This window comes from Streptococcus panodentis (genome assembly GCF_017884005.1).
GTDB lineage: Bacteria > Bacillota > Bacilli > Lactobacillales > Streptococcaceae > Streptococcus > Streptococcus panodentis.
The window spans coordinates 1-24,587 of the sequence record NZ_QFAY01000029.1 but is presented as its reverse complement, the minus strand read 5'-3'; the positions used below and the strand labels follow the sequence as shown (position 1 = coordinate 24,587).

Annotated in this window: 21 protein-coding genes and 2 pseudogenes; all 23 read right to left on the bottom strand. The window is 49.2% G+C overall.

Annotated elements, in window-relative coordinates; genetic code table 11:
- Window positions 1-141: 141 nt before the first annotated feature.
- The 23 genes and pseudogenes from DHL47_RS11435 to aroC all read right to left on the bottom strand — a co-directional run bounded on the left by DHL47_RS11435 (window position 142) and on the right by aroC (window position 24,332).
- Complete coding sequence (locus DHL47_RS11435; RefSeq protein ID WP_245335619.1) at window positions 142-993, bottom strand: alpha/beta fold hydrolase; 852 nt, start codon at window positions 991-993, stop codon at window positions 142-144.
- Window positions 994-1,007: 14 nt separating this feature from the next.
- Window positions 1,008-2,801 (bottom strand): serine hydrolase domain-containing protein, encoded by a 1,794-nt coding sequence (locus DHL47_RS11430; RefSeq protein ID WP_002920811.1) that lies wholly within the window; start codon window positions 2,799-2,801, stop codon window positions 1,008-1,010.
- A gap of 16 nt (window positions 2,802-2,817) precedes the next feature.
- Window positions 2,818-4,599, bottom strand: coding sequence for a serine hydrolase domain-containing protein (locus DHL47_RS11425; protein ID WP_002906173.1), 1,782 nt, complete (start codon window positions 4,597-4,599; stop codon window positions 2,818-2,820).
- Between the two features lie 16 nt (window positions 4,600-4,615).
- Window positions 4,616-6,412, bottom strand: a complete 1,797-nt coding sequence (locus DHL47_RS11420; RefSeq protein WP_209551971.1) for a serine hydrolase domain-containing protein — start codon at window positions 6,410-6,412, stop codon at window positions 4,616-4,618.
- A gap of 215 nt (window positions 6,413-6,627) precedes the next feature.
- Window positions 6,628-6,962 (bottom strand): annotated as a pseudogene (locus DHL47_RS11415) (serine hydrolase); the annotation flags it as partial.
- Window positions 6,963-7,122: 160 nt separating this feature from the next.
- Entirely contained in the window at window positions 7,123-7,947 is an 825-nt protein-coding gene (gene tmpA / locus DHL47_RS11410; protein WP_209551970.1) for a ZIP family manganese transporter TmpA, read from the bottom strand.
- A 24-nt stretch (window positions 7,948-7,971) separates the two neighbouring features.
- Window positions 7,972-8,502, bottom strand: a pseudogene (locus DHL47_RS11405) (NUDIX domain-containing protein).
- Window position 8,503: 1 nt separating this feature from the next.
- The gene (locus DHL47_RS11400) at window positions 8,504-9,598 is read right to left on the bottom strand and encodes an NAD(P)/FAD-dependent oxidoreductase (protein WP_209551969.1); all 1,095 of its coding nucleotides are present in this window, start codon (window positions 9,596-9,598) and stop codon (window positions 8,504-8,506) included.
- A 10-nt stretch (window positions 9,599-9,608) separates the two neighbouring features.
- The gene (locus tag DHL47_RS11395) at window positions 9,609-10,406 is read right to left on the bottom strand and encodes a Nif3-like dinuclear metal center hexameric protein (protein ID WP_209551968.1); all 798 of its coding nucleotides are present in this window, start codon (window positions 10,404-10,406) and stop codon (window positions 9,609-9,611) included.
- On the bottom strand, window positions 10,393-11,082 hold the full coding sequence (locus DHL47_RS11390; protein WP_209551967.1) for a tRNA (adenine(22)-N(1))-methyltransferase: 690 nt from the start codon (window positions 11,080-11,082) through the stop codon (window positions 10,393-10,395). The genes DHL47_RS11395 and DHL47_RS11390 overlap by 14 nt, the downstream gene beginning before the upstream one ends.
- A 115-nt stretch (window positions 11,083-11,197) precedes the next feature.
- Window positions 11,198-11,989, bottom strand: coding sequence for a glutathione-dependent disulfide-bond oxidoreductase (gene yghU / locus DHL47_RS11385; protein WP_209551966.1), 792 nt, complete (start codon window positions 11,987-11,989; stop codon window positions 11,198-11,200).
- Between the two features lie 116 nt (window positions 11,990-12,105).
- Window positions 12,106-12,786 (bottom strand): DnaD domain-containing protein, encoded by a 681-nt coding sequence (locus DHL47_RS11380; RefSeq protein WP_128836207.1) that lies wholly within the window; start codon window positions 12,784-12,786, stop codon window positions 12,106-12,108.
- An 8-nt stretch (window positions 12,787-12,794) separates the two neighbouring features.
- Complete coding sequence (metA, locus tag DHL47_RS11375; protein ID WP_209551965.1) at window positions 12,795-13,736, bottom strand: homoserine O-acetyltransferase MetA; 942 nt, start codon at window positions 13,734-13,736, stop codon at window positions 12,795-12,797.
- A 261-nt stretch (window positions 13,737-13,997) separates the two neighbouring features.
- Window positions 13,998-14,510, bottom strand: coding sequence for an adenine phosphoribosyltransferase (locus DHL47_RS11370; protein ID WP_128836202.1), 513 nt, complete (start codon window positions 14,508-14,510; stop codon window positions 13,998-14,000).
- Between the two features lie 118 nt (window positions 14,511-14,628).
- Entirely contained in the window at window positions 14,629-15,288 is a 660-nt protein-coding gene (locus tag DHL47_RS11365; protein ID WP_209551964.1) for an amino acid ABC transporter permease, read from the bottom strand.
- 3 nt (window positions 15,289-15,291) lie between these two features.
- Window positions 15,292-16,140: a transporter substrate-binding domain-containing protein gene (locus tag DHL47_RS11360; RefSeq protein ID WP_209551963.1), complete on the bottom strand. Its 849-nt coding sequence runs from the start codon at window positions 16,138-16,140 to the stop codon at window positions 15,292-15,294.
- 113 nt (window positions 16,141-16,253) lie between these two features.
- On the bottom strand, window positions 16,254-17,705 hold the full coding sequence (locus tag DHL47_RS11355) for an amidase (RefSeq protein ID WP_209551962.1): 1,452 nt from the start codon (window positions 17,703-17,705) through the stop codon (window positions 16,254-16,256).
- Window positions 17,706-17,802: 97 nt separating this feature from the next.
- Complete coding sequence (locus DHL47_RS11350; RefSeq protein WP_209551961.1) at window positions 17,803-18,330, bottom strand: hypothetical protein; 528 nt, start codon at window positions 18,328-18,330, stop codon at window positions 17,803-17,805.
- 46 nt (window positions 18,331-18,376) lie between these two features.
- The gene (gene recJ, locus DHL47_RS11345; RefSeq protein WP_209551960.1) at window positions 18,377-20,596 is read right to left on the bottom strand and encodes a single-stranded-DNA-specific exonuclease RecJ; all 2,220 of its coding nucleotides are present in this window, start codon (window positions 20,594-20,596) and stop codon (window positions 18,377-18,379) included.
- Window positions 20,597-20,825: 229 nt separating this feature from the next.
- Window positions 20,826-21,368 carry an HD domain-containing protein gene (locus DHL47_RS11340; RefSeq protein WP_209551959.1) on the bottom strand — a complete coding sequence of 181 codons (543 nt, stop codon included), beginning with the start codon at window positions 21,366-21,368 and terminating at the stop codon, window positions 20,826-20,828.
- Between the two features lie 312 nt (window positions 21,369-21,680).
- Window positions 21,681-22,019 (bottom strand): YlbF/YmcA family competence regulator, encoded by a 339-nt coding sequence (locus tag DHL47_RS11335; protein ID WP_128836194.1) that lies wholly within the window; start codon window positions 22,017-22,019, stop codon window positions 21,681-21,683.
- A gap of 14 nt (window positions 22,020-22,033) precedes the next feature.
- A complete protein-coding gene (locus DHL47_RS11330; RefSeq protein WP_209551958.1) occupies window positions 22,034-23,143 on the bottom strand; it encodes a prephenate dehydrogenase in 1,110 nt (369 codons plus the stop codon).
- A 22-nt stretch (window positions 23,144-23,165) separates the two neighbouring features.
- Window positions 23,166-24,332 carry a chorismate synthase gene (gene aroC, locus DHL47_RS11325; protein ID WP_209551957.1) on the bottom strand — a complete coding sequence of 389 codons (1,167 nt, stop codon included), beginning with the start codon at window positions 24,330-24,332 and terminating at the stop codon, window positions 23,166-23,168.
- Between the last annotated feature and the right edge of the window lie 255 nt (window positions 24,333-24,587).

The window sequence follows — 24,587 nt, the reverse complement described above, 5'->3', positions numbered from 1 at the left end:
TCCTCTCTTAATGTATTCTCCTTATTCTACCATTTTTGAAAGCGGATGTCATCCTTTTCACTACCCTTAAATAAAAGAAAAAGAGGGATAAGTTGCAGATAAGTGAAAACCTCTAAAGTTGGAAAACTTTAGAGGTTCATGCTAAGGTTGAAAATGCTGGTGCAAGATAGCAAAGTAATCCTGCGGATTATGAAGAAATGGGAAGTGGCCGCTGTTTTTAATCGTAAAGACTTGGGCGCTAGGGTAGCGGCTGATGACAAAATGTCCACTGGCACCAAAAATATCATTGTCACCAAAGGTCACGGTAATAGGAAAAGCAGGATCTTCTAGTCGGGGCAAGAGAGGATAGGCCATAATTTCCTTTCTTGTCTGATTGCCTGCTTGGACTGAAACATTGCTCATGTCTAGTTTCACATCATGAAAGGCTGGATAGTCGGCATTGTAATTACGGACAACTTGGCGAAAGAGAGCTTGCGAAGCCTTGGAACTACCAAGATTGCCGAGCAGAGAATAGATTCCCATTTTTAGCCATTCGATAGTCGTGCAGTGATTTTTATTGTAATTCATCATCTCTTTTTCCATTTGCTGCCACTGCTTGCTCGTGCCTGTTCCCGGAGAGGAAAGAAAGAAACTAAGAACCCGCTCAGGGATTTTGCTGGCGTAGATTTGCGCGTACAATCCGCCCCAGGAATGTCCCAAAAGGTGAAATTTATCTACATTGAAGTGGTCGGCAATCGTGTTGATGTCCGCAATGTAGGCTTCCATGCTGTAGTCGCCACTCAGGCAGGGCGATTTTCTCGTTCCCCGCTGGTGAAAGACAATCAGTTGATAATCTTTTTCGAGCTTAGGGATAAAGAGCTTGAAGTCATCAGGCGTTCCCGGTCCACCGTGCAGCAGGATAATCGTTTCCTTGTCAGGATTGGGATAGCAAACGGTGTAGAGTTGGTCGGAGCCGTTTTGAATCATTGTTTCGATTTTTTGAGAATGGGTCATAACTTTCCTTTCTTTTAGTAGAGCGTCCACCACTGATATAGGCTCCAGTAGAGGAGATTGAGAACGACGATAAGTGAAGCACTGCTGGTCAAGTAGGTCAAGATTTTTCGACCCTTGCTCACTTGGAATTTTGAGCGCAGGAAGAATGAGGCAATAAGGCTAACCAGGAGGCTAACTCCCACAGCTGCAAAGCCCATAGAAAGCCAAACACGGCTGTTTGGTGAGGAATGTAGACTCAGGACGCTTTGGATAAAGAAGTAAAGCAGGAGCATGGTAGATAGAATGAACCCGCAAGTCAGGTATTGCCAGAGCGACCAAGCAAGCGGTGTAAGTTTGTGATTTTTCCGCTTGAAAAGAAGCCGATAGAGTTTGACCAGTAAAGCAGATACAGGGATGAGGAGGGCATAGAAAGCAGCGAGGCACCACAAGACGAGACTGCCGTAATCCTTGACTACATCCCATGTGGAAAGTTTAAGGTAGTCTGCGATAGGCAATTTCAGCCGTTCTTGCTTGCCGTTTTTCTCCAATTCCCAGTATTTTTGAGTGACAAATTTACTATTTTTCTCAAGATAGTTAGTTATTGGCGGAGCAATGCGCGTGATTGATAAGGCATTGGTGAAAACGCGACTTGAGCGATAAACGCCCGGTTTAAACTCTGCTTTTATCTTCTCTGAAGTAGTTGCCTTGTTTCCATAAATCAGCTCAGGAATTTTTTTAAGATAGTTACTTTCGTATTGTTGATTGGTTAAAATGACGGTAGCGATACCTGATTTGAAATCCAAAGTTAATATGGATGAAAAGCCAGCCGTATTACCACCGTGACCGAGGATAACGCGGTCTTGATAAAGGTCACTCCAAAATCCGTGAGCATTGATTGGGAGTTTGCTATCAGGAAAAGTCGAAGTCGCCGTATAAAGGGTGTCCCAAGTTTCCGCGCGCCTAAAAAGTGTCTTCTTTTGCAGGAGTGCTTGGGCAAAGGTCTTAAAGTCTTTCAAAGTTCCTGTTGCTCGCCCGCTCGGATAGTAAGGATTAGGCTTGTTTGCCTCGCCAATCAGCTGACCGTCTGAGGTGTAGCCCTTGATTTCCTTGCGTTTTTCGACCACATAGTCATTATCCGAAAAATCGGGCAAAATAGCGGTGTGCTTCATACCTAAGGGCTGAAAAATATGCTCGTGCACATAGTCAGCGTAAGATTGTCCGCTAATCCGCTCGACGATGTAGCCAGCAAGCACCGTTCCAAAATTGGAATAAGCAGTTATTGTCCCCGGCTCATAGGCTTGAATAATCGGCGCCTTTTGTAGCGTATGGGCTAGGTCTTTGTCTTCATTTTTGGCCAAGTCAACATCTGCGAAGCCTGCTTGGTGGTTCATGAGGTCAAGCATGGTAATGGGTTTGTCAAATTTGAGCTTGCTTTTGAGAAAATCCTTGGGCAGATACTCTTTGATGTCGGTTTTTAGGTCAATTTTCCCCTCTTCCCAGAGCTGCATGACGCTGACCCAGACGGTTAATTTCGTTACAGAGCCCCACTCGAAAACTGAGTTGTCATCCACCGCCCACTTTTTTTCCTTGTCTACATAGCCAAAATTATTTTGGTAAATGGTTTGACCGTCCTTGTCAAAAATAGATGTTGCCAGTCCTGCGCTGGTTTTCTCGTTTTTCTGATAATAATCCTCAATCTTCTGTCCGATTTGGTCGTAAGATGTCCCCGACGGCAATTTTTGCTCATCGGCTCGAACTTGCGCTACTCCAAAAGCGAGCAAGCCGCAAGTCAGCAGCGCCACAGTGCTCTTCAAAAATGATGTTTTCATGATACTTACCTTTCTATTAAAGTGCCCACCATTGGTACAGGCCCCAATAAAGGATATTGAGAACGACGATAAGTGAAGCGCTGCTGGTCAAGTAGGTCAAGATTTTTCTGCCTTTGCTGACTTGGAATTTTGAACGCAGAAGAATTGGCAAAACAGAACTAGCAAGAAGCAGCAGACCCGTTATTGCAAAGATGACATAGAGCCAAGCACTGTTATTTGGCGAGCCGCTGATGTTCATATTATATTGCACGATGAGAATGGTTATGAGTACAGTGGACAAAACAAGTCCGCAAGTCAGATAATGCCAGAGCGACCAAGCAAGTGTCACAGGTTTGCGGTTTGTCCGCTTGGCAAGGAGCCGGTAGAGCTTGACCAGTAAAGCAGATACCAAACTAAGAAGAGCATAGAAGATTGCTAACCCCCATAGGATGACACTGCCGAATTCTTTGGCAACTTCCCAGTTAGATAGTTTAAAGTAATCAGAAACTGGGCGCTTGATAAATTCTCGCTTACCGACTTTCTCCAAGCTCCAGTAAAATCGATTTTCACTATTTTTATCAATATAGAAGGTCGCCATATTTAGTCGCGCAATGGATAAAGGCCCAAAGAATTGACTAGCGTCACGATAAAAGCCGGGTTTGAGTTCTTCTTTCTTTTTGTTGGGAACATCTTTCTTTTGCCCATAGACCAGCTCGGGAATTTTCTCAACATAATTTTTCTCGCCCAGTTGGTTCGTTAAAATGACAGCAGCGATACCTGATTTTAAGTCTAAGGTCAAACTTGATGAAAAACCAGCTGTATTACCACCGTGCCCGAGGATAACTTGGTCTTGATAAAGGTCACTCCAAAAACCATGAGCATTGGTAGGAAGATCGCTATCAGGATAGTTAGAGGTTGCTGTATAAAGGGTGTCCCAAGTCTCTGAACGCTTAAAAAGTGTCTTCTTTTGCAGGAGTGCCTGAGCGAATGCCTTGAAATCTTCCAAGGTTCCTGTTGCTCGCCCAGCAGGGTACATTTCTATTAGATATGGAGCTTCGCCAATCAACCGACCGTCTCTAGTGTAACCTTTGACTTCCTTACGTTTTTCTACTACATAGGGATTATCTGATAAATCGGGTAAGAGAGCGGTGTGCCTCATATCTAAAGGTTCAAAGATATGCTCGTGGACATAGTCAGCATAAGATTGTCTGCTAATCCGCTCGACGATATATCCTGCCAGAGCCGTCCCAAAGTTAGAGTAGGCTGTCACTGTTCCCGGCTCATAGGCTTGATAGATATGTACTTTTTTGAGCGTATCTCCCAAGTTCTTACTAGTTCCCTTGGCAAGCCCCGTGTCTCCAAAGCCTGCTTGGTGGTTCATCAGATCCAGCATGGTGATTGGCTTGTCGTATGTGAGCTTGCCTTTGAGAAAATCCTTGGGCAGATACTCTTTTATATCTGTTTTAAGGTCAATCTTGCCTTCTTCCCAAAGCTGCATGACGCTGACCCAGACGGTCAACTTGGTGGCAGAGCCCCACTCGAAAACTGAGTTGTCATCCACCGCCAACTTTTTTTCCTTGTCTACATAGCCAAAATTATTTTGGTAAATGGTTTGTCCGTCCTTGTCAAAAACAGATGTCGCCAGTCCCGCACTGGTTTTTTCGTGTTCCTTGTAGTAATCCTCAATTTTCTGACCAATTTGGTCGTAAGGCGTGCCTGACGGCAACTTCTGCTGGTCAGCGTAAGCGTGACCAGCTCCCAGAGCGAGCAAGCCGCAAGTCAGCACAGTTAAGCAATGTTTAAAAAATGATGTTTTCATGATACTTACCTTTCTATTAAAGTGCCCACCACTGGTAAAGGCTCCAATAAAGGATATTGAGAACGACGATAAGTGAAGCGCTGCTGGTCAAGTAGGTCAAGATTTTTCGACCCTTGCTCACTTGGAATTTTGAACGCAGAAAGATTGGCAACCCAGCATTGACTAAGAAAATCAGTGCAAGCAGGGCAAAGAGAATGGCTTGCCAGCGATAATCGGGCATGTACTTGCCCGAAACGGCAACTATGACGAGACCTGCTAGATTGACTAGGCTAACCAAAATCAGTCCGCAAGTGCCATAATGCCAAATTTTCCAACTTCTTGGAGTCGGTCTTTTGCTTTCTTTTCCAAAAAGTGAGCGATATATCTTGCTCAAAGCAGCTAACAGAAGAACAAGTACGGCATAAACCGATGCCAGTCCCAGCAGAGCGACAGAGCCATAATCCTTTATCACCTCCCAAAGCGAGAGCTTTTCTAAATTATTATAGGTTGTTTCAACTTCTGTTCGGCCTTGGCGCTGTTGCAAAAGCCAATAGTTGCTGACTAATAAATGACCGTCTTTGATCACATCTTTCACATAAAAGGTATAAGCGGGGGCAAGGCGCGAAATAGAGGTCGGGCCTTGCTGAATGGAGCGAGAAGTTCGATACATGCCCTCTTGAAAGTCTTTTTGAGACTGGCTAGGGGCTTGCTTTTTCTTACCAAAGACCAAATCGGGTAGACCAAAAGAATAGGTGGCTTCTTCTCTCTGATTTACCATAGTAACCATGCCAATACCCGACTTGAAATCCAGCGAAATCAGGGTGGAAAAACCGGCAAAAGAATGACCGCCGTGCCCTAAAATAGAGCCTATCTCATACTCTGTCACCCAAAAGCCGTGGGCATTCTTAGCGACTGCTTTATCTGAGAATGTAGAAGTTGTCTGATACAGTTCATTCCAGGTTTCTGGGCGCTTAAAGAGCTTTTCCTTTCTCAAAAGAGCTTGCGCGAACCGCTTGAAATCGGCAAAAGTCCCTGTCGCCTGCCCCGCTGGATAAATATCCGCGGGAAGCAATTTATCTAGATATAAACTTCCGTTTGTATCATAGGTTTTCTCACCCTGCCGCTTGTCTCGGACATAGGTATTGTCCGACAAATCAGGTAAGAGAGCGGTATGGTTCATGCCCAAAGGCTGGAAAATATGCTCGTGGACATAATCCGCAAAGTCCTGTCCGCTGATGCGCTCCACGATATAGCCTGCTAGAGCTGTACTGTAATTGGAATAGGATGTCACCGTCCCTGGCTCATAAGTTTGAGCGGGCTGGCTTTTTAGTAATTCTTCCAAGCTCTTGCCTGTTCCTGTGTTCAGCGGCGTTTCATCAAAACCCGCTTGGTGGTTCATCAGATCCAGCATGGTAATGGGCTTGTCGTATTTGAGGTGTTTCAGGAAATCCTTGGGCAAATACTCTTTTATATCTGTTTTTAGGTCAATTTTTCCTTCTTCCCAGAGCTGCATGACGCTGAGCCAGACGGTCAATTTGGTGGCAGAGCCCCACTCAAAAACCGAGTTGTCGTCCACAGCCAGCTTCTTTTCCTTGTCCATATAGCCAAAGTTCTTTTGGTAAATGGTTTGGCCGTCCTTATCAAAGACTGCTGCCGCCAGTCCCGCGCTGGTTTTTTCGTGTTCCTTGTGGAAATTTTCAATTTTCTGACCGATTTGGTCATAAGGCGTGCCCGACGGCAATTTTTGCTGGTCAGCTCGAACTTGCGCTGCTCCAAAAGCCACCAAGCCACATGTTACCAGCGCCACAGCGCTTTTCAAAAATGATGTTTTCATGATTGCCTCCTTAGAATTTAAACTGCCTTCCCCTTTGCACCCTTATCCTAACAAAAGGGCAGCGCCAAATCTACCCTTTTTCGGTAAGTGGTAAGTTTCTGCAGGTAAGTGGTAGAAAAAGTGGGGGGAAGTGCTAAACAAAACCAGCATTGCTATCATAGCAATGCTGGTTTATATCTGTTTGATGACTATTTAAACCAAATCCGCTATCTTGCCCAGAGCTGCATGACACTGACCCAGACGGTGATTTTGGTCGTTGACCCTCCCACTCGAAGACCGGGTTGTCATCCACCGCTTGCTTATTTTCCTTGTCCATATAGCCAAAGTTGTTTTGGTAAATGGTCTGTCCGTCCTTGTCAATGACGGTCGTCGCCATACCAGCACTGTTTTTTTCGTGCTCCTTGTAGTAGTCCTCAATCTTCTGACCGATTTGGTCGTAGGATGTGCCCGACGGCAATTTCTGCTGGTCAGCTTGAACATGACCCGCTCCTAGAGCGAGCAAGCCACAAGTTACTAGCGCTACAGCGTTTTTCAAAAATGATGGTTTCATGATATCCTCCTTAAGATGTATTTTCCCCTTTGCACCCTTATCCTAACAAATGGACAATAGCAAATCTACCCCTTTTCGGTAAGTGGTAAGATTTCCTAAGTAAGTGGTAGAAAAAGAGCGGAAATTCCGCTTTCTTCCGCTCTTTGATTCCAAGTTAGCATCAACCCAAAGCCACATCCAAAACCATCATGAGAACAAAGCCCACCATGAGACCTAAAGTCGCCACATCTGTATTGCCATTGGTCTGCGAATCCGGTATCAACTCCTCTACCACCACGAAAATCATAGCTCCTGCTGCAAAGGAGAGGGCATAGGGTAGAATAGCTGTCATGGCCATAACAGCTACTGCTCCGAGAACAGCCCCGATTGGCTCTACAATCGCAGACATGGAGCCCCAGTAAAAGGCTTTAAGCCGAGACTTGCCGTCTGTCCGAATCGGAATGGACAGAGCAGCCCCCTCCGGGACGTTTTGCAGGCCAATTCCCAAAGCTAGGCCAATCGCGCCAACAAAGGCTTCCGGACTTGGATTGGCGGCCAAAGCACCAAAGGCTACTCCGACTGCCAAACCTTCTGGAAAATTGTGAATGGTAATGGCTAAGAAGAGCAGGGCCGTCTTGGACAGCTTCTTGCGGCTGTGCTCATGAACGCTCTCTGCCTCCGAAATATCCTTGCTCAAGTGCAAGTGAGGCACCACTGCGTCGATGAAACGCAGGAAAAAGCCGCCAACCAGAAAACCAACTGCTGCCGGCAGCCAGGACAGACTGCCATAAGAGGCTTGCGCATACTCAATGGAGGGCGCCAAAAGCGACCAAAAAGAAGCCGCAATCATGACACCGGCCGCAAAGCCCATCATAATGTCCAGCAGTTTCCTGCTGACCTGTTTAAAGAAAAATACAACAGCCGAGCCCACAATGGTACACCCCCATGTGAAAAGCCCCGCCAAGAAAGCCTGCAGCACCACAGGCTGCGACTGTAACCAGTTCATAAAGTTTCTCCCTCTTATCTAAAATCAATCATACAAAATCGTCTTCGTTTCCCCGATACAGTGTTTTTCCTCATTCCAGTATGAATCCGCTCGAAAGAGCCTTTCCGCCAGTAGAGAGGCAGACGTTCACGTATGTCGTCCTGCATATCTATTTGGCCAAGTTCCGAAATCTTCCACCACTTAGGCTCGCCCTCGTGGCCATTCCCCTGAACTTCTCCCTCGAACTCGGTACAGAGAAAATCATAATAAACGTAGCGTTCTCCTTTGGTCGGATTGGTAAAGCCAGAAATTCCTTTCAAGACCAAATTAAGAGCGGTCAGTCCGGTTTCTTCTTTTAATTCCCGGGCGGCTGCTTCAAAGAAAGACTCCGGAAATTCCTACGAAAGTAAAAAGCTTCGCTTTTCCCATCCCCAACCTTCAACAGTCTCTCCCCAGACTGTTGAAGCCCCCAGGTTGTATCCAGCCCTTAAAATTATCATGCTGACGGTTGAGCAGTAAAACCTTCTCATCTTTTTTGACGCAAACATTCACCCAATTTAAAATATTTTCAGTCATATCAGCCCTTCCTCACATATCGCTCAATCGGATAATCCGCTGGATCCAGCAGGCCTGCTTCACCCAAAGCCAGATGGGCCAATTGGCGGCCGATAAGCGGACCGGTGGTCAGACCAGAAGATCCCAGGCCGCTGGCAGCATAGACCTGAGGCAATCCTGGCACGAGCCCAAAAAATGGAGAAAAATCACTGGTGTAAGCCCGCGTTCCCACGCGCTCACCCAGAATGTCCGCAGCGGCCAGCTTTGGCAAATAGCCCTCTGCCTCCTTCTGCAGCTGATCCAGCACAGACAGATCTACCGTCAGGTCAAAGCCCTGATCATTTTCATGGCTGGCACCGACAGAGATGCTGCCCTTGGTAAAGGGGATGATGTCCAGCTCGCCCTCCGGCATGACAACCGGATAGCAATCCGTTGACTCAGCCATCTTGAAATCGCGCAGCTGACCCTTTTGCGGCCGCACGTCCACCTCATAGCCCAGCGGCGAGAGGACCTGCCCCAGCCAAGCACCGGCGGCCAAAATGACGCTGTCAAAATGCCGGCCGTCAATCACATAGCCTTGGTCAACCGGCTGCAAATCAACTTTTTGGAAGCAAAGCTCAGCCCCGCTGGCCTTGAGCAGGGTTTCCGTCAAAAGAGAACCCTCAACCCGAGCCCCGCCTGAAGCATAGAGCAGCCGCTCAAAACCAGTCAGACCAGGAAATGATTCCTGCAGCTGCTCTGCAGTCCGGAACTGCAGATCGCCGATCAAAGGCGACTCTTTCCGCCGCGCAGCAGCCAAATCATAGAGCTCCTGCAGCTTGCTCTCATCTTTTTTGAGCAGACAGACACCCGTCTGCTGGTAAAAATCGGTCGAAACACCATCCTTCTCCAAATCAGCCAGCAGGTTTTGATAAAAATCCGCTCCCAAACGGGCCATGCGGTACCAAGCTTGATTGCGCCGCTTAGAAAACCAAGGACTGATGATGCCGGCTGCAGCCTTGGTAGCCTGACCGATACCGTGGTCAAAGACCGTTACCTGCACGTCTGGATAGCGGGACAGATAATAAGCGGCTGTTGAGCCGACAATACCGGCTCCAATCACTGCCATTCTTTTCATACAAACGTCCTCAAATATGCCTGAATGGATTGGTTGAAGCCTGACTGGCGATAATGTCCACCTGCCAGCCCTCTTCTGCCTTCCAAGCCTCCAATTTTTCTTTTAATTTTTCCGTAAAGAGCACCTCGATATGGTGGCCGGGGTCCAGCGCCAAGAGCCCCTCCGTCAGCATTTCCTGAGCAGTATGATAGTAAATATCCCCAGTAATATAGACCTGAGCACCCTTTTGCAGAGCTTCCTTATAGAAGGACTGGCCGCTGCCGCCGCAGACTGCCACCCGCTCAATGGGCCGCTCCAAGTCCGCCGCCTCATAGGCCACCAGCCGCAGACTGTCTAGGCCAAAGGCTGTTTTCACCTTGGCTGCAAAAGCACCAAAAGTCTGGGGCTCAATCCTGCCCACCCGGCCAATGCCCTGATCCGGCGCCGTCTGGCTGAGAAATTCCGTCTCCCTGATCTCCAGAAGCTGGCAAAACCAGTCATTGAGACCGTCTGATACGACATCAATATTGGTATGACTGACATAGACTGCAATATCGTGGCGAATCAAGTCCAGAAGAATCTGATTTTGGGCCCGATCCGCCACCAAATCCTTGAGCGGCCGGAAAATAGGCGCATGCTTGACGATAATCAGCCCGGCACCGGCCTCTATGGCCTCTGCCACCGTCTGCTCACGAATATCCAGCGCCAGCAGAACCTTATCCACTTCCTTGTCCAATGTGCCGATTTGCAGACCCGAAATATCGCCTTCCATAGACAGTTCCTGAGGACAGTAGGCCTCATAGCGGGCAATGATGTCACTTGCGAACATGAAGCACCTCCTTGATTTGCTTGATTTTTTGAGAAATAGCGGAGCGTTCCTGCTCCTTTTCCTCTGGGATTTGGGCCAGCGCCTTCTCCAGCTTGCTCAGCTCTTTCTGCCACTTGGCCTGAAAAACAGCTGACGCTTCCCGCAGCAGGCAGGGTCCGAAGCGTTTCTCCTGCTCAGTCAGCAGCTGCCGGCCGGCTTCTGCGACCAGAATTTCATAAAACTTGCCTGCTTCTTCCAGCAGCTCCTCAGCCACCAGCATAAACCCCTGCTCAGACAGCCAGCTGCGGAGCTCATCCTCCCGGTTATTGGGCTGTAAAATCAAACGGCTGACAGGGCCCAGTTTCGCTCGGCCATTGTCCAAAATATCCGCAATCAAGCGGCCGCCCATACCAGCAATAACGATAGTGTCAATCTGATCCTCAGCCTCAAAGGCCGCGAGGCCATCGGCTAAGCGCACCTCAATCTGCTGACTCAGCCCATGCTCGGCGACATTTTTCTGGGCAGACTGAAAGGGGCCTTCGACCACTTCAGCGGCCAGCGCCGCCTCAATCCGGCCCTGCTGCATCAGATAAATGGGCAGATAGGCATGATCGCTCCCCACATCCAGCAGCCTGCTCCCAGCCGGCACAAAAGCCGCAACCTTTTCCAATCGCTGGGAAATCGTTTTTTTCTGCATAGCTTACTCGTTTCTATTGATTGTCCTATTCAGTATATCATTTTTGAGGGCATAAAAAAAGCGGCGGGAGAAAAATCGCCTTGATCAGCCATCATTCTGTCCCGCCCTAGTCTTTTTACTTGATTGCCTTGTATTCTGCTTTCAGCCCCCGCTGCACCGCTGGACGGGCTGTAATCTTATCCACCCAGGCCTGCAGATGCTTGTAGGAAGCGGTATCTAGAAATTCTGCAGAACCGGCATAGAGCCTGCCCTCTGCCAGCTGTCCGTACCAAGACCAGATGGCGATGTCGGCGATGCTGTAGTCCTGACCGGCGATATAAGGCTTGGCCGCCAATTCCTTGTCCAGTAAATCCAGCTGGCGCTTGACCTCCATGGTAAAGCGGTTAATCGGATATTCCATTTTTTCCGGTGCATAGTGAAAGAAATGGCCGAAACCGCCGCCCAGGAATGGCGCTGCGCCTGCCTGCCAGAAGAGCCAGTTGAGGACCTCCGCACGCTCGGCAGGTCCAGCAGGGATAAACTGCCCGAATTTCTCAGCCAGATAGAGCAGGATATGGGCAGACTCAAAGACTCGAATCGGCTCAGCCCCTGACTGGTCCAGCAAGGCCGGAATCTTAGAATTAGGGTTGAGCTTGACAAAGTCCGAGCCAAACTGATCGCCATCCATAATGCTGATTTGGTAGAGGTCGTAGGCTGCCTCCGCCGCACCAGCCGCCAGCAGCTCCTCCAGCAGAATGGTGGCCTTGACACCGTTGGGCGTCCCCAGCGAATACAGCTGGAAAGGCTGCTCACCGACTGGCAGCTTCTGCTCAAAGCGAGCACCGGCAGTCGGTTGATTGATCCCTGAAAATTTACCCTGATTGCTGTCCGCAGCAGACCAGACTTTTGGCAGTTTGTATTCTGACATGGTTTCTCTCCTTTTGAAGTTTACTAACTAAATCTGAACAAAAATAAGCAGATTCTGTTAATTCTATTGTAACATAGAATATTACAAGAAACTGAGACAGACTCCCATGCTTTTTATCAATCCTTCCACAAATTCATAGCCTTGAGGAAGTCGTCTGACACCGTCACATTCTGCGGATTGGCCGCTTCACGCTCCTCGCGCTTGGCTTCTACTTGAGCGACACTGGTAATGCCCTCCCGCCGCCAGTTGCGAAGGATAGCCTGGATGTATTTCCAGTTGGCCTTGCCGTTAAAAACCGCTTCCCGCAGGGCAGCCTTGATCAGCTCTGGGCTGGTTCGGTCGTCCTGAACGGTCTTGGTCAAATCCTCAATCTCAAAGGGGGTCAAGAGACGGCCCAGCTCCTGCTGGAAGGTCTCTACCAAGTCTTTCAGGACATTCTGCGGCGGCTTAACCGCAGCCTGCTGGTCGTTTTTGGCTGCCAGCAAATCGTCCAGCTTTTCCAAGGCAGGGGAAGCATCGAAAATCACCTCAGCTTCGCCTCCCAGCTCAATTGTTTTATACTGCAAAAGGCCTTTTTCGGTCAGATGGGACATGGAGCGGTTGACCTCCGTCAATGTCCTGCCAATCGTCTCCGCAATCTGGCTCGGTGCCACTTCTTCCAGCGATGTAGTGTTTTGCAGATAGAAAAACTGCCAGACCAAAAAATCATCAGAGGAATCAAAAATATCCTTAAAATGCAAAAGCAGGGCACTTGGAATAACCAGATTGCCCGATTTGAAAGCTGATAAATATGTCATGTAACCTCTTATAAATAAGCAAAAAATGATACGTCGTTTTCAGGGCTTTCCCAGTCAAAAGGTGTTTCCTGATAGACCGCATAGTTGACCCAGTTACTGAAAAAGAGAGCTGCCGCCAAACTCCAGCGCAGAGACGGTTGGCTGCTGACATCATCGTTCTGAAAGTAATGCTCTGGAATATGCGGATTTTTACCAGCCTTCAGATCACGAAAATACTCTCTGGCCAAGGTATCCCGGTCATACTCCATATGGCCGAAGCTGTAGACCTCCCGCAAATCACGGCTGGCAACAACTGACACGCCTGTCTCTTTGCCTTGGGAAAGAATTTCCAGATTGGTCAGATTGAGAATGTCTTCTTTCAGCACCTCAGTATGGCGGGAATGAGGGGCATAAAACTCATCGTCAAAGCCGCGGAAGAGCAGATTGCGGCTGGACGCTGACTGGCTGTAGACCCCGGACAGCTTGCGCTCCATCTGGTGCTTGTCCACCCCATAGCGGGCATAGAGCCCAGCCTGAGCTCCCCAGCAGATATGAAGGGTGGAAAAGACATGGGTCTTAGACCACTCGATGACCTGCTGAAACTCCTCCCAATAGTCCACCGCCTCAAAGGGCAGATGCTCGACCGGTGCCCCAGTAATAATCAAGCCGTCAAAATAACGGCTCCTGACCTGCTCAAAGGTCTTATAGAAGGTCTCCATGTGCTCTGCATGGGTCGTTTTGGACCGATGGGATTTCATATAGAGAAATTCGATAGTCAGCTGCAGAGGGGTATTGGCCAAATGCCGCAGGAGCTGCGTTTCTGTCACCATTTTCTGCGGCATGAGATTGAGAACCAAGATATTGAGGGGACGGATATCCTGATGGTCCGCCCGGTCGTCGTCCATGACAAAGATATTCTCAGAACTTAAAATTTCAACAGCTGGTAATTTTTTATCAATCTTAATGGGCATGAAAATATCTCCTCTGAATCAGATCCACTGTGCTCAGCCTGTGCGGATGCACTTGGACAATCTAAGATGCAGAACTTGGGAAAGGTCTGCTGAGACCTTCCCCAGCCTGACCGGTGATGCAGCAAAAGCTGCACTTGGTGCTGTCCCTGTCAACAATAGATTTCCTCTGAGCAGCAGTTTATATTACTCTCATTATACTGGAAGGAGATATAGTTTTCAATTATACTTTTTCTCTAACTGGATATAGCTTTAAACTATGTATCAGTAGTGCATGAGGACCTTATAGTCATAGTCGCCAATCGCTTCGCGGCCCTTGAGCTCATCCAGCTCAATCAGAAATGCACAGCCGGCAACCACACCGCCCAGACGTTCGATCATTTCAATGGTCGCCTTGACTGTACCGCCTGTCGCCAGAAGGTCATCCACGATCAGTACCCGCTGGCCGGGTTTGATGGCATCAGCATGCATGGTCAGAGTATCGATGCCGTATTCCTTTTCATAGTCTGCAGAAATCACTTCGCGCGGCAGTTTGCCCGGCTTGCGGACCGGCGCAAAGCCAATCCCCAGCTCAAAAGCCACAGGGCAGCCGACGATAAAGCCGCGGGCTTCCGGACCGACAATCATGTCAATTTTCTTGTCCGTCGCATACTGGACAATCTCACGGACAGCATAGCTGTAGGCATTTCCGTCTGCCATCAGCGGACTGATGTCGCGGAAAGTAATGCCTTCCTGCGGGTAATTTTCGATTGTTGCAATATAGTCTTTTAGATTCATTTGTTACTTTCTCTCAAAAAATTTTTTTACTCTCTATTATATCATGTTTTCCAATAAAAAGGGGACAAAAAAAGAAAAACTGGGAGAAATGCTTCCCAGTCTGCTGCTTCCCATCCTGCTAGCTGTAAATCCTCAGTTTCTTCTCCAGACGGGCCTGAAGGATTTCAAAGCCGTAGCAGAGCAGCCAGTAAATAAAGGCTACCAGGACATACATAGACATATAGTCCAATTCCCGGCCACCGACGATTTTGGCCTTTTGGAAAATATCCTGAACGGTAATCATGGCCATGAGGGAGGTCGATTTGATCATGTCCAGAACCACATTGCCCAAGGGCGGAATAGCAATGCGGATGGCCTGGGGCAGGATAATCTTGCGGACAATGGTCCAATTTTTCAAACCCAGAGCCCGCGCTGCTTCCCACTGGCCCTGATCCACTGCCTGCATACTGGCCCGGAAAATCTCAGAGATGTAGGCCGCGCTGACCAGACTGAAGGCCAGATAAGAGCACAGAAGCGCCGGCAGCTCCACCCCATAAAAAGGCAGTCCAAAGTAGAGCACAAAAAGCACTACAATCATGGGAACGCCCCGCATGACAGAAATATAGAAGCGGACCAAAGCAGACAGAAGGCTGCTTTTGGACATCCGGGCCCGGGAGATGAAGAAGCCCAGCACCAGCCCCGTCAGAAAGGACGTCAGAGCGACGCCCAAGGTATAGGGAATGCCAGAAAAGACAAACCAAAACTGATCGACTATCAGCCGAAAATCAATAACATTCATCCTCTATTCCACATCTGAAATGTCAACCGTTTCATAATCAAACTTCTTTTCCTGGGTCACATCCTGACCGGCAAAGAATTTCTCAGAAAGCTTGGTCAAGGTACCGTCCTTGCGCATCTCCTCCAGGGCACCGTCAATCTTTTCCAGCAGAACCTTATTGTCCAGCGACAGGGAGAAGCTGGCAGAAGTCGGGTTAAAGTAAACATCTTCTAAAATCTTGATGGGCTTGTCCGGAAAAGCTGTCAGCGCCATGCTTTGCAGGTAGTAGTCATTGATGATTACATCTGTCCGCTTGTTGACAATGTCATTCATATAGACATCGTTGGTGACATTGTCATAAATCACCAGCTCCGCGCCCAGCTTTTTGGCAATCTTCATATAGTTGGTCGAAGCGGCTCCTGCTGCTTTCTTTCCTTTGAGATCCTTGAGCGAGTGAATGCCTGAATTGTCCTCCTTGCGGACAATCATAGAGGTAAAGGAATATTTGTGCGGTCTTGTCCAGAGGAACTTATCAGCGTTCTTTCCGTCTTTTTCAGAATAGCCGGCCACATCCACCTTGCCGCTCTTGAGGGCAGCCAGCATGCCGTCCACACTCATCTCTTCAAACTCCACCTTCAGTCCCAGACGCTTGCCGACTTCCTTTATAATCTCCACATCATAGCCAGTCAGATTATTGTCATCATCGTGATAAGACTGCGGAAACAGTGTCCCAGACGTCGCGACTTTCAGGGTTTTAGACTGTTCAATTCGATCCCATGAACCATTTGAACTGCTGGACTGCTTAGCAGAGCAGGCTCCCAAAAGAAGAGTTAGGCCAGCCAGGGCCAAACAGGCAGAAAAAAGCTTTTTCATATGTTCACCATCCGTGTTTATTTTGAAATGATATTAAAAAGTAAGAAAATATCATTTCCCTACTTTTTATCATACTAAATTGGTGACGCTTTCGCAATCAATCTGTTTGTGATTTACCGCTCAAACTTTCCCGCCTCTTCAAAAAGCTGGGCTACATATAAGAGCAAGTCCTCCCGGCCCTTGGCCGCCGTCAGCTGCACTCCCAGCGGCAGGCCCTCCGCTGTCCGATGCAGGGGCAGACTGATGGAGGGCTGGCCAGTCAGATTGGCCTGCTGGGTAAAGGGAGTCCAGGCCAGACTTTCCTCAAACATCTGCCAGATTAGCTCCTGCTGCTCCGACTGGGAATAGTCAGCTATATGTCTCAGCTGCTCCTGCAGGGCTGCTGACAGAGGAAATTGGTCCTGCTTGGGTGCTGCTTCTGCAGTTGCAGGTGTCAGGTAGAGGTCGTAGGTCTCATGAAAGACTGCCATCTGAGCTGAATACTGATCCCAGTCCTGCAGGATTTTCGTGAAATCCTTGGCCAAAATCTTCTGACCAGACTGATAAAGGACCCAGCTCATCAGCTCCATATCTTCCAAGCGCATCGAGCGGCCCAGACTGGCTTCAATGCCATCAAACATAGCGGCTGTTTCCACGCTGTTCATGAGATAATAGGACTTCATGGCCTCAATGCCATCCAGAGGCTCCTGCGCCAGATCTGTCACTTCATGTCCAAGCTCCGCCAGAAAGACTGCGGCCTTGTGAACGGCTGCCTGAGCAGTCTGGGAAACAGAACTGCCAATCGGCGAACGGCTGCTGAAGGCAATCCGCAAAGGCTGCTCCGCCCTAAAGTCAAACAGGCTTTCCCTGCTGAGCAGAGGCAGGGGAAAGGGACTTTCCATCTGACAGGTCTGCAAATGATAGAGGAGGCGTCGGGTATCACGGACTGACTTGGTCAGGGCAAAATTCACTGCTGCCCCCTGCCAGCCTCTATAGGAGCCGGGTCCGACAGGTATTCGGCCGCGGCTGGGCTTGAGACCAATCAGGCCGTTAAAGCTGGCCGGAATCCGAATCGAGCCGCCGCCGTCACTGGCTGCAGCCAAGGGAACCATGCCCGACGCTGCTGCGGCGGCTGCTCCGCCGCTGGATCCGCCGGCATTGCGGGTCAAATCCTGCGGCAGGGAGACCGGACCATGAAAACGGCTGTCGCTGATATTCTTAAAGCCAAATTCAGGCGTATTGGTCCGGCCCAGAATGATAAAGCCCAGCCTCTCTAAAGCCGCCACATAATGATCTGTCTGCTGGGGACGATAGCCAGCAAAGAGAGCCGAACCCGCCGTGGAAACAGCGCCGGCCTGTTCCTGCCCCAGATCCTTGAGAAGGAGGGGCACACCGGCAAAGGGCTGAACATCGAAGCAGCCCTCTTGCGCCAGCTGTCTGGCTTCCTCATACTGCTTGTAAACCACAGCATTGAGCGACGGATTGAGCCGCTCAATCTTTGCTATCGCTTCTTCTACCAGCTCCAAAGGCGATACTGCTTTTTGTCTGACTGCCTGCGCCATGGCGGTGGCATCTGTCCAAGTCATGTGTTTCTCCTTAAACTCATGGTTAAAGTATATCCAACGATTTTCTAGCAAATTTATTGCAATTTTAATGAAAAGAATTGTTTCTATCTTTATGAAACTAAATATACTGCTTTAAATAAACCGGAGTTGCTATTTCTTGTTTGTAAACTTTGACAATATCTTTGGTAAATAAGCCCAATAACTCTAGACTATCAGAAGAGTTTATCTCAAATGTTGAGAAGTTAGAACAATCAAGGAAATGATGGAGTTCTCTGTAATTCTTAATATAAGTATATCCTTGCGGGGGATGAAATGTTGGAGATAATTGCTTAGCTTGTTCTAACAATACTGGTTTATCAAGAAGAGATAGAGAATGAATGGATGAAAAATACTTAGCGCCCTCATTCAAGTGTTGCTCTAAATTTGAGCAGCTGCTACTTTTCAGTCTCCTCTTGTCCAAGAAATCTTGAATATTATTACGTTTCCCTAAAACCATTTTCCCAACAATCATCTTAGCAGGTGCAGATAAGTATAAATAAGCAATTGTTTCTTCATCAGGTATCCTAGCACGATATTCGAAATGCTTTTTTCCGGTCAATAGAGCTCGAAAAAATTCTGGTTTAAAGCTAAGGATAATTTCATTCATCTAAAATTTTCTCCTTCGCAAGACTTTTGTTTGAACTTTTACCATCTCATCTCTCCATCAAATAATCATACATCTCCTGCACGGTGCCCAGCGCCATCAGCTCCTGCTCCTTGACGGTGCGTTTAAGATCTTGGAAAATGAGACTGCTGTCAATTTCTTTCTTTTCTGCCCCTTTATTAACCGTCATGACGCCGTCTTTAATGGTCACAAAGCCCAGCTCTTCAAAGATTTGAATCATCTTCACAAGGAGAATCGGATCAAGCTTCAGATAAGACGCCAGCTCCTTGAGCTTGTAGCGGATGTCAAACTCCGGGAACTGGTAAATCGTCTTGTAGAGACGGGCAAACTGCTCCCTGCTGCCATAGCCGGTCAGATAGTAGGGCCGGGCAATGTCATTTTTGAAATAAATCGCCTCAAACTCATGGGACTGCAGAATAGCTTTCAGCTCCTGCAAATCATCAGGAAGGTCATAAATCAGTACAGCTCTGCTATTGTCCAAATCCGGCAAAGGCTGGGTGAAACGCAGCTGGGGAACCCCATCAGGCAGCGAGGCATTTTTTCCGCGGACATTAAAGAGCTGAACGCCGTCCACACGCGCATCCACCAGCATGAGCTGCAGACTGGTCTGGCCGTTCCACCTATTGACAGAAAGGCTGACCGCCAGCTCCAGCTGCTTAGCCTGGGCAAATTCGGCCGCCAGCGCCCCTTGACCAAAGGCCACTACCTCAAAGGCCGCATCCTGCTGCGAGACCTTCAGTTTGAGGTGGCTGTTGGCTGCCCCCATGGTCCGAGCCTGCTCCACCTTGAAATCCTTGAGATAAAAGAGCGGTTTTTTATGATCCATGCCAAAGGGCGCTAGCTTTTCAAAACTCTTGAGCGTATCCAGCGTCAGCTCTGGCAGCTGCAGCTCCTCATCTAAAAAGAGCTCATTTTTGCTGGAAAGATCCAAATCGTTATCGACAATGTAAGCCGTCAGAATAGCTGACAGCTCCGTCAGCTTGTCTGCTTCCAGCGTCATACCAGCCGCCCCAGCATGGCCGCCAAAGGCCACGAAAAGATCGCGGTGACTGTCCAGCGCCTCAAAAATATTGACCGCTTCAATACTGCGGGCGCTGCCCTTGGCAATGCCCTTTTCAATGTTCAGAACAATGACCGGCTGGTGCAGCTCTTCCAGCAGCCGGCCGGCCACAATCCCCAAGACACCGGGATTCCAGCCTTCCTTGGCCAGCACCTGCACCGGCCGCTCTGCATGCAGCATGGTTTTGGCTTCCTCATAGATGCTTTGGACGATTTCCTTGCGCTCTTCATTCTTCTGATTGATCATGAGGGCGATACGGTGGGCTTCCTCGTCATCAAAACCGGTCAAGAGCTCGACTGCTGGATTGGGATCATCCAAGCGCCCCAGAGCATTGAGCCGGGGGGCAATCTGAAAGCCGACTGTTTCCTCGTCCAGCTCCTCTGTCTGGAGCCCCGCAATCTTAAAGAGCTCCTGCAGGCCGATGCGCTGGCTGTTTTTGAGGACAGAGAGGCCGTATTTGACCAAGATGCGATTTTCTCCTGTCAGACTGACCATATCGGCAATGGTGCCAATGGCAACGAGATCTAGGAGCTCAACCTGAACTTCTTCCAAAAGAGCCGTTGCCAGCTTAAAAGCCACCCCGCAGCCGGCCAGCTGCTTGAAAGGATAATCCGCTCCGCTGTGCTCTGGATGGATGATAGCATAAGCATCCGGCAGGATCTCGGGCATGGAGTGATGGTCCGTCACGATGACATCCACACCCAGCGATTGGGCCAGCTCAATAGCTTCTACTCCCGCCACGCCATTATCCACTGTGATGATAAGGGAGATGCCCTGATTTTCGATAAAATACTTGTAAACACTGCTGTTGGGGCCATAGCCGTCTGTAAAGCGATTGGGCAGATAGACCTGACATTCAGCTCCCAGCTGCTCCAGAGCCTCCTTGACTATCGAAGCCGAAGTCATGCCATCCGCATCATAGTCGCCGTAAATCAAAATCTGCTCATAATTCTCAATCGCTGAGCGAATGCGGGCCACGGCCCTGTCCATATCGTGCAGGTCATAAGGGTCATGCAGCTGATCCAAAGACGGCTCCAGAAAATCCTGCAGTTCCTCCTCCGTCTGAATCCCTCTCTGGTAGAGAAGACTGGCCGCCGCAGGCTCCAGACCGGCTTTCTTAGCCTTTTTTAAAAACGCTTCATCCGTAAAATGTGTGGCAAACTGCCAGTCATACTTTGAACTAATCATCAATCAGACACTTTTCCCTTTCGTCTTGTCTGTTTATTATAACATGAAAAAGACGGCTAGGCAGAGCTAAAATTTGAATTTTTCGCTCTCTCTTCTATTCCTTTCCAGAATCAAATCAAAAACAAAGCCGGGACACCATTGCCCCAGCCGCCAAAACTTCTTCTCATCCAGCCTCCCTCCCTTACTCATCCAGATAGAGCCCCTTGGAAACGCTTTGGTCAATGATTTCTTAAGCCAGTTCCCAAAGTTCTCCAGATAGGTCTTTGATAAAGGATTTTTTAGCGAGCACCTGAGATTTGGTCAATCTGTGAGGATTGTCATCCGGCTCGGCCACTTCCAAATGGCTGAGCAGAGGCACCAAGGCATCCACTGCCCGAGCATATCTGGCCTCGGCGCTGCTGCCAGTCTCAAACTCCTGCCAAAGATCCAGAAAATGCCGCTTTTGGTCAGCAGGAAGCTTGCCCAGACTGACTCCCAGAGAAGCCAGCTCCCGGCTATAGGAGTCTGCCTTGCCTTCTTCGTCAAAGACAAAGGTGTCGCCGGCATAAATCTCCCCCAAATCATGGATGAGCAGCATGGTCGTGACCCTCTCCAAGATCAAGCTCTCAGGTACATACTCCTGCAACACCATCGCTAGAAGGGCACACTGCCAGCTATGCTCTGCCGAATTCTCAAAACGGTAGGCATCCAAGGTCCGATTGGTCCTATGAGTGGCTTTGAGCTTTTCCAGCTCATTGGCAAAATCCAACTGCTGCTGCAAACGTTCAAGCATGAGAGACTCCTCGAAACTTTCTATGTTCAATCTGACGGTACAAAAGGCAGGAAAGGGAGAATTGCCTACTCTTTTAAAGCTCCTGTATGATCAGAGCTTCGGTTTGCTCCGGCAGTCGGGGAACTTGTTTGTGACTGTGGATAGGGCAAGCCTATCTTGACTGCAGCTGTCATTTCCTAGCGGCAGCTTTTTCTGCCAGCTCCCAACCATGCTCTAGGCATTTCGCTGTTTAGAGTTTTGAGTATGAATCAGCAGAAAAGGCATTGAGCGGAAGCAGCCACAAGCTATGAGAAGCTATCCCCTGAAGAGCTGTTATTTAAGCAATTCCTGCACAGGATCAAAGATGATGCGCTCGATGTCGGATAGGTAGATGGACAGCTGCTGCTGCTTGTTAAAGAATTCCGACAGGAGGGCATTGTCCTGAATTTTTTGACCGAAGGAAGTCAGCTTGTCCTGCACTTCCTTGCTGGGCACTTGGCCGCTCTGGGCCAGCTGCTGCAGTTCATGCTGAAAGGCCAGATAATCATCAAAAATCGCCTTGGCTTCACTGTCTGCATCCACTTCTTTCTTGCTGTCGACAACCGCCTGGTATTCGGGCAGGTCGCGCAGGCTGCGGCTGAGTTCATTAGCTAAATCATAAATGTTGGACATCAATTTTCTCCATTCTATTCATCTAAAAATACCTGATAGTCAGTATTTTCTCTTACTATTTTAGCAGATTTTTCCAAATCTTCACGATTTTTAAAGGTGATTTGCAAAATTCCGTTGATATCTTCACGGTTTTCCTCGTTAATGCGGATATTGACCACTGAGGTCCCCCGCAGCAATTCCAGAATGCCCAAGATTGCATCTTCTTCGTCAGGAACATTGATAAAAATGTCATAAAAACTGTCTACACCGGCCCGTTTATGAATTTCCATCTGTTTGCGGACACGGCGGCCCTCTTCAAAGAAATTCCAAATTCTATCCTGATCTTTGCTCCTGAGAGCGTCTGCTACCCTGTCCAGATGCTCCTTGAAATCTTCAAGCCGCTCTAAGATTGGCTCAGGATTCGTCAGCAGGATAGAGGTCCACATACCTGGCTCGCTCTCTGCAATCCGGGTCATATCCCGAAAACCGCCGGCCGCAAAGGACTGGGTCAGTGCATGCTCCTGGCTGTAGGCGGCTGCCTGCTCCATCAGACTGGAAGCCAAGATGTGAGGAAAATGGCTGACCTGACTGGTGACTCGGTCATGCTCCGCTGCATCGATCTCAATAAAGCGGGCGTGAAGACCAGACAGGAGATCCTGCAGTTCTTCCGTCGTGCCAGGCTTGGTCAGGCTGGACGGTGTAAAGATATAATAGGCATTCTCAAAGATATTGACATCAGCTGAAGCCGCACCTGTCTTATGGCTGCCGGCCATAGGGTGGGCACCGACAAATCGAACCGGCCTGGCCTGCAGGAAGTCTTCCGCCGCAGCGACAATCTCCGCCTTGGTGGATCCGGCATCAGAAATAAGGACATTTTCCTTCAAATCCAGACCGGCCAGCTCCCTGATAAAGTCAATGGTCTGCTGGATGGGGACAGCCAGAATAATGACATCTGCCAAAGGGGCCCAGGCCGCAAAATCAGCCGTCGCTCTATCCACCATCCCCCTCTCCAGAGCAATCCTGCGTGACTCCTCACTGCGATTATAGCCCAGAATTTCTACTTCTGGATGGTCACGCCGGATGCCCAGAGCCAGTGAGGCGCCAATCAGCCCCAATCCTGCAATATAGACCCTTTTTTTCTCCATGCTTGCTCCTTGCTCATCAGCTCTAAAATCCCTTGGCGTAAGCCCGGTGCTGGGCCACTGCTGCCTGCAGTTCCTCTAAATTGTCAGAGGAGAATTTTTCCAGCACTTCTGCCGCCAGAACCGTCGCCACAACGCTTTCCATCACGACAGCCGCAGCCGGCAGAGCCGTTGGATCGCTCCGCTCCACCGTTGCCTTGTAAGGCTCGTGGCTCACAATATCCACGCTCATCAGCGGCTTGTAAAGAGTCGGAATCGGCTTCATCACCCCGCGCACGACAATCGGTTCACCATTGGTCATCCCGCCTTCAAAGCCGCCCAGATTATTTGTCCGGCGGGTAAAGCCGTCAGCTTCAGACCAGAGGATTTCATCCATGACCTGACTGCCTTTGAGCCGGCCCGCTTCAAAACCGACACCGAATTCAACCCCTTTGAAAGCATTGATGGACACCACCCCCTGAGCGATTTTGGCATCCAGTTTTCTGTCCCAATGGACAAAAGAGCCCAGGCCTGCCGGCACACCGCCGACAATGGTCTCAATGATACCGCCGATTGTATCGCCGTCCTTCTTGATTTGGTCAATATAAGCCTTGATGTCCTGCTCTTTTTCAGGATTGACAATGGAAACTTCCGACCGGCCGGCCCTCTCCTTGATTTGGGACACTGTCAGATTTTCAGGTACGTCAATGTCAATGCCGCCAAAGGTGACAATATGACTGGCCACTTCGACGCCGATTTCTTCCAGCAGCCGTTTCGCAACAGCCCCCACTGCCACCCGCATCGTTGTTTCGCGGGCAGAGGACCGCTCCAGAGAATTGCGCAGATCGCTAAAGCGGTACTTGATGCCGCCGACCAAATCCGCATGGCCGGGCCGCGGCTTGGTAATCTTACGCAGGCCTTTTTTCTTCTCCTCCACATCAGCCGCATTCATGATGTCCAGCCATTTCTGATGATCCAGATTGGTGACATGGAGAGTAATGGGGCCGCCCATGGTCAGACCATGGCGCACACCAGAGGTAATCTCTACCTGATCGCTCTCAATCTTCATGCGGGCACCGCGGCCGTAGCCGCCCTGCCGGCGTTTCAGCTCTGCATTGATGTAGTCTGCTGTCAGAGGCAGGCCTGCCGGCACACCTTCAATAATGGCGGTCAGACGCGGTCCGTGTGACTCGCCGGCCGTTAAATATCTCATAATCATTTCCTATCTATCCATTTGCAAATCAGCGGCAGCGCTGACTGTCCGCCTCATACTCTTTGAAAATCCAAGGCGGCATTTCCTTACGTAGGTTTTGAGCTGTCTTCAATCTCTTTGACGAAGACAGCTGACACAAACTGCTCTTGCTTTGTCTGCAACCGGCAGTGGAGGCTGAGACAAAAGTCCTTCAGTCTCGCTTTGTTTTGGAAAAAAACTCTTGACGCGGTAGCTGATTGCTCAAAAGCTCCAGTG

What these genes read in the sequence shown, in the direction of transcription:
- DHL47_RS11435 (WP_245335619.1), bottom strand. Translation starts at nt 993, where the DNA reads ATGACCCATTCTCAAAAAATCGAAACAATGATTCAAAACGGCTCCGAC.
- DHL47_RS11430 (WP_002920811.1), bottom strand. Translation starts at nt 2,801, where the DNA reads ATGAAAACATCATTTTTGAAGAGCACTGTGGCGCTGCTGACTTGCGGC.
- DHL47_RS11425 (WP_002906173.1), bottom strand. Translation starts at nt 4,599, where the DNA reads ATGAAAACATCATTTTTTAAACATTGCTTAACTGTGCTGACTTGCGGC.
- DHL47_RS11420 (WP_209551971.1), bottom strand. Translation starts at nt 6,412, where the DNA reads ATGAAAACATCATTTTTGAAAAGCGCTGTGGCGCTGGTAACATGTGGC.
- tmpA (WP_209551970.1), bottom strand. Translation starts at nt 7,947, where the DNA reads ATGAACTGGTTACAGTCGCAGCCTGTGGTGCTGCAGGCTTTCTTGGCG.
- DHL47_RS11400 (WP_209551969.1), bottom strand. Translation starts at nt 9,598, where the DNA reads ATGAAAAGAATGGCAGTGATTGGAGCCGGTATTGTCGGCTCAACAGCC.
- DHL47_RS11395 (WP_209551968.1), bottom strand. Translation starts at nt 10,406, where the DNA reads ATGTTCGCAAGTGACATCATTGCCCGCTATGAGGCCTACTGTCCTCAG.
- DHL47_RS11390 (WP_209551967.1), bottom strand. Translation starts at nt 11,082, where the DNA reads ATGCAGAAAAAAACGATTTCCCAGCGATTGGAAAAGGTTGCGGCTTTT.
- yghU (WP_209551966.1), bottom strand. Translation starts at nt 11,989, where the DNA reads ATGTCAGAATACAAACTGCCAAAAGTCTGGTCTGCTGCGGACAGCAAT.
- DHL47_RS11380 (WP_128836207.1), bottom strand. Translation starts at nt 12,786, where the DNA reads ATGACATATTTATCAGCTTTCAAATCGGGCAATCTGGTTATTCCAAGT.
- metA (WP_209551965.1), bottom strand. Translation starts at nt 13,736, where the DNA reads ATGCCCATTAAGATTGATAAAAAATTACCAGCTGTTGAAATTTTAAGT.
- DHL47_RS11370 (WP_128836202.1), bottom strand. Translation starts at nt 14,510, where the DNA reads ATGAATCTAAAAGACTATATTGCAACAATCGAAAATTACCCGCAGGAA.
- DHL47_RS11365 (WP_209551964.1), bottom strand. Translation starts at nt 15,288, where the DNA reads ATGAATGTTATTGATTTTCGGCTGATAGTCGATCAGTTTTGGTTTGTC.
- DHL47_RS11360 (WP_209551963.1), bottom strand. Translation starts at nt 16,140, where the DNA reads ATGAAAAAGCTTTTTTCTGCCTGTTTGGCCCTGGCTGGCCTAACTCTT.
- DHL47_RS11355 (WP_209551962.1), bottom strand. Translation starts at nt 17,705, where the DNA reads ATGACTTGGACAGATGCCACCGCCATGGCGCAGGCAGTCAGACAAAAA.
- DHL47_RS11350 (WP_209551961.1), bottom strand. Translation starts at nt 18,330, where the DNA reads ATGAATGAAATTATCCTTAGCTTTAAACCAGAATTTTTTCGAGCTCTA.
- recJ (WP_209551960.1), bottom strand. Translation starts at nt 20,596, where the DNA reads ATGATTAGTTCAAAGTATGACTGGCAGTTTGCCACACATTTTACGGAT.
- DHL47_RS11340 (WP_209551959.1), bottom strand. Translation starts at nt 21,368, where the DNA reads ATGCTTGAACGTTTGCAGCAGCAGTTGGATTTTGCCAATGAGCTGGAA.
- DHL47_RS11335 (WP_128836194.1), bottom strand. Translation starts at nt 22,019, where the DNA reads ATGTCCAACATTTATGATTTAGCTAATGAACTCAGCCGCAGCCTGCGC.
- DHL47_RS11330 (WP_209551958.1), bottom strand. Translation starts at nt 23,143, where the DNA reads ATGGAGAAAAAAAGGGTCTATATTGCAGGATTGGGGCTGATTGGCGCC.
- aroC (WP_209551957.1), bottom strand. Translation starts at nt 24,332, where the DNA reads ATGAGATATTTAACGGCCGGCGAGTCACACGGACCGCGTCTGACCGCC.